Origin of the sequence: uncultured Intestinibacter sp. (assembly GCF_902468165.1) — a bacterium.
Taxonomy (GTDB): domain Bacteria; phylum Bacillota; class Clostridia; order Peptostreptococcales; family Peptostreptococcaceae; genus Intestinibacter.
On record NZ_CABQXJ010000124.1, the window covers coordinates 1 to 3,783 of the forward strand.

General features: G+C 31.1%; 4 protein-coding genes. All 4 read right to left on the bottom strand.

All coding sequences use genetic code 11. The annotated features are described in order from the left end of the window. Positions 1-219 precede the first annotated feature (219 nt). On the bottom strand, positions 220-2,241 hold the full coding sequence (locus tag RDX53_RS13820; RefSeq protein WP_331607385.1) for a YgiQ family radical SAM protein: 2,022 nt from the start codon (positions 2,239-2,241) through the stop codon (positions 220-222). Positions 2,242-2,351: 110 nt separating this feature from the next. Then, positions 2,352-2,513 carry a hypothetical protein gene (locus RDX53_RS13825; protein ID WP_295574867.1) on the bottom strand — a complete coding sequence of 54 codons (162 nt, stop codon included), beginning with the start codon at positions 2,511-2,513 and terminating at the stop codon, positions 2,352-2,354. 111 nt (positions 2,514-2,624) lie between these two features. Next, positions 2,625-3,182 (bottom strand): nitroreductase, encoded by a 558-nt coding sequence (locus tag RDX53_RS13830; protein ID WP_195931044.1) that lies wholly within the window; start codon positions 3,180-3,182, stop codon positions 2,625-2,627. Positions 3,183-3,248: 66 nt separating this feature from the next. Continuing rightward, positions 3,249-3,683 (bottom strand): MarR family winged helix-turn-helix transcriptional regulator, encoded by a 435-nt coding sequence (locus RDX53_RS13835; RefSeq protein WP_295675853.1) that lies wholly within the window; start codon positions 3,681-3,683, stop codon positions 3,249-3,251. Positions 3,684-3,783 lie beyond the last annotated feature (100 nt).

Below are 3,783 nucleotides of genomic sequence, written 5' to 3' on the forward strand. Positions count from 1 at the left end.
GGGTGTTTTTCGCTTCCAAATATGTTTTTAAATACAAAATCCATCTTTGGATCTAATAATCCTCTCATATTCTCAACTCCTTTTCGTTTTATTTAGATTATACCATAATAAGTATATTTTTATAATCATATAGCTATTTTATATCTACCTAACAAAAAAGTAGGGCTCTACCCTACTTTTTTTGTTAGTTTTATTTATCTAAATCGTCTTTTAGTTTTATTATCTCGGTCTTCTTTTTGAATTCTTTCCTGATGATTTTCCTTTTGATGAGTTTTTACCACTATTATTTCTCATATTAGAATTTTTACCACCAGAATTTCTAGAATCTTTTCCTCTTAATGAAGATTTTTTATTATTTGAATTTCTGTTGTCTTTATTATTTCTACTTTTGCTTGATTTAGAGTTTTTATCTCCACCTTTTGAATTTCCAAAATCTCTAAATTCTCCTCTTGGTTTTATAAGACATCTTGGACCAAATCCGATTAAGTCCTCTCTGCCCGCTTCGACTAATGCTTTATGAACTAAGTCGTAGTTACGAGGTTGACTGAATTGAAGTAATGCTCTTTGCATTGCTTTTTCTTCTCTTGATTTTGGAACATAAACAGGTTTCATAGTTCTTGGGTCAAGCCCTGTATAGAACATAGCAGTCGATAATGTACCCGGTGTTGGATAGAAATCTTGTACTTGTTCTGGTTGATAATGTATATCTCTTAAATACTCAGCTAACTCTATCGCACTGCTTAAAGTTGAGCCTGGATGAGATGACATTAAGTAAGGAATTAAGTATTGGTTCATTCCTAATTGTCTATTTATATCAAAGTATTTTTGTCTAAATTTCTCATATGTTTCACCAGCTGGTTTTTGCATATATTGAAGAACTTCTTCTGCAACGTGTTCTGGTGCAACTTTAAGTTGACCACTTACATGGTGTTTTATTAATTCTCTTAAGAATTTGTTGTCTTTATCCGCCATAACATAGTCATATCTAATACCAGAACGCACGAATACCTTCTTAACTCCCGGCACATTTCTAACTTTTCTAAGCAATTCGATATAATCAGTATGGTCTACCTCTAAGTTTTTACAAGGAGATGGGTCAAGACATTGTCTATTTTTACATGCACCTTTTGTTACTTGCTTTTTACAAGCAGGCCCTCTAAAGTTTGCAGTTGGACCACCAACGTCGTGGATATATCCTTTGAAATCTGGTAAATGTGTGATTTCTTTTGCTTCTTCTAAGATAGATTCGTGACTTCTACTTTGTACTGCTCTACCTTGGTGGAATGTTATCGCACAGAATGAACATGAACCAAAACATCCTCTGTTATTTACTATACTGAATTTAACCTCGTTTATTGCAGGAATTCCGCCCATACTTTCATAAATTGGGTGGTAAGTTTTTGCATATGGTAGTGCATAAACAGCATCTAATTCTTCTCTATTTAAAGGTTTTTCTGGTCTATTTTGAACTAAATATTTCACTCCATGTTGTTGAACTAACATCTTTCCTCTGTATGGATCTTGTTCATCATATTGGATTTTGAAAGCTTCTGCATATTTCTTTTTATCAGTGCTCACTTCCTCCATTGATGGAAGTAAGACATAATCGCCATAAACTTCATCTAAACTATCTGCTAAATAGCAAGTTCCATCTATAAAACTTATATATTTCGGGTCAAATCCGTCATTTAATGCATTTGCAACATTTACAATAGGTTTTTCACCCATTCCATAAATTAATAAATCCGCTCCAGAATCGACTAATATTGAGTTTCTAACTCTATCACTCCAATAATCATAGTGAGCAAACCTTCTAAGACTCGCCTCAATACCACCGATTACAATTGGTATATTTTTATATGCTTCACGTATTTTATTACAATATACTATTGTCGCTCTGTCTGGTCTGTATCCCATTTTTCCGCCTGGTGAATAAAGGTCTTTGTCTCTCGCTCTCTTACTAACAGAGTAGTGATTTACCATAGAGTCCATATTCCCAGCATTAACTAAGAATCCAAGTCTTGGCTTTCCTAATCTCATAAAATCGTCTGTAGTTTTCCAATTTGGTTGTGCTATTATCCCAACCTTGTAACCTTCTTTTTCTAATACTCTAGAGATTATCGCAGTACCAAAACTGTGATGGTCTACATAAGCATCTGCAGTTACAACTATAAAGTCTAATTCGTCCCATCCGCGCTCTTCCATATCTGCCCTGCTTATGGGTAAAAATTTATTGTTCACTATCTCACCACTTTCTAAATTAAATATTAAAATTTATACTCATCTATTTTACATAACGTAAAAAAACTAATTTTTATATATCAAAATAAATCAATCTATATTATGATACCCTAAAGTTTCTTACTTATTTCTTTTGACTGACTTATAATTATATCATTTATATATAGTTTTATCCATAAATAATACAGTCCTATCATTGTATTATTTTCCACTTTTTTGACTTTCATACATGCTATACAAGTCAAAATACAAGCTAAAAAATACTCCTTCACAGCATCAAGTTTGCCATAAAGGAGTTTATATTTTCTCTACATCATTTTTTATTATTTTTAAATCGTCTTTTAAATTATTTTATATAGCCTTTTAATTATTTATAAATTAAATTATCTAATATATTGTACTGTGTTTTCTTTTCTTGGTGCTGCCTTACCTTCCATATCTTTATATCCAAGTAATACAGAATATAATGGAGTGTATCCTTCTGGTAAGTTTAATTTTTCTCTAAGTTCTTGAGCTTGTGGTCCAACGAATGCTAAACTAACAAGTTCAACCCAACAAGAACCTATATTTAATGCTTCAGCAGCAAGTAACATATTTTGAGTAGCTGCTGAACAGTCTATTACTTTTGATCTTTCGTTGTCTTTTCCTGAAACTAAGATAACTGTTGGAGCATGATAGAAACAGTTGTATTTTTCGTTGCTACCCATTTTTCTTAACATTTCATTTTCTAAATTTTTAGCTACGTTTTTAGTTGCTACATTTAATTCATCTAATATTTCTTTATTTTGTATAACTGTGAAGTTCCAGCTTTGTTTATTTATAGCACTTGGTGCATATAAACCAGCTTCTATTATAGCTTGTAATTCTTCTTCTTTGATTTGTTCTGGTTTAAATTTTCTTATAGATCTTCTCTCTTTGATTACGTCTAATGTACTTCTCATTTTGCTCTCCTATAGTTTATTTAATATTGTCCGTACGCGAACGAATAGTTTATTAAAAAAAATGCCTTACAGCACTTTTTTCATATTTATCAAAGCCTTGCTCACACATTCTTTAAAGGCCTCTTTTTGATTTTCATCAAATCCATCCAACATTATAGCCAAAGCTTCGTATTTTATATCTTCTAGCTTAGATTTTACATTAATTCCATCGTCAGTTAAGTTGATATATAGATTTCTTTTGTCTTCATTAGAAATACTTTTGTTTACTAAGCCTAGATTTTCGTATTTATTTATAATGTCTGATAAAGAAGATTTTGATATCTTTCCTCTATCGACTATTTCACTAAATAACAAAGGACTTTTGTCCTCTGGAAGTATAAAAAATAGCAATGCGTGGTTTTGTAATATTGGAAGTCCTTCTTCTTTTATTCTCTTTGTAATAAATTTATTAGATATAGTTCCTAATTTGTTTATATAACTAAATATACAACCTAATTCCATATCTTAACCCCCATTCGTTCGACAACGAATAAATTTTAACACCTATATTTTTTTACGTCAAGACCTTATATATTCATAAATTGTCCCCAATTTATACAAT

Excerpts from the sequence above, each read along its gene's own strand:
- RDX53_RS13830 (WP_195931044.1), bottom strand. The coding sequence starts at position 3,182 with ATGAGAAGTACATTAGACGTAATCAAAGAGAGAAGATCTATAAGAAAA.
- RDX53_RS13835 (WP_295675853.1), bottom strand. The coding sequence starts at position 3,683 with ATGGAATTAGGTTGTATATTTAGTTATATAAACAAATTAGGAACTATA.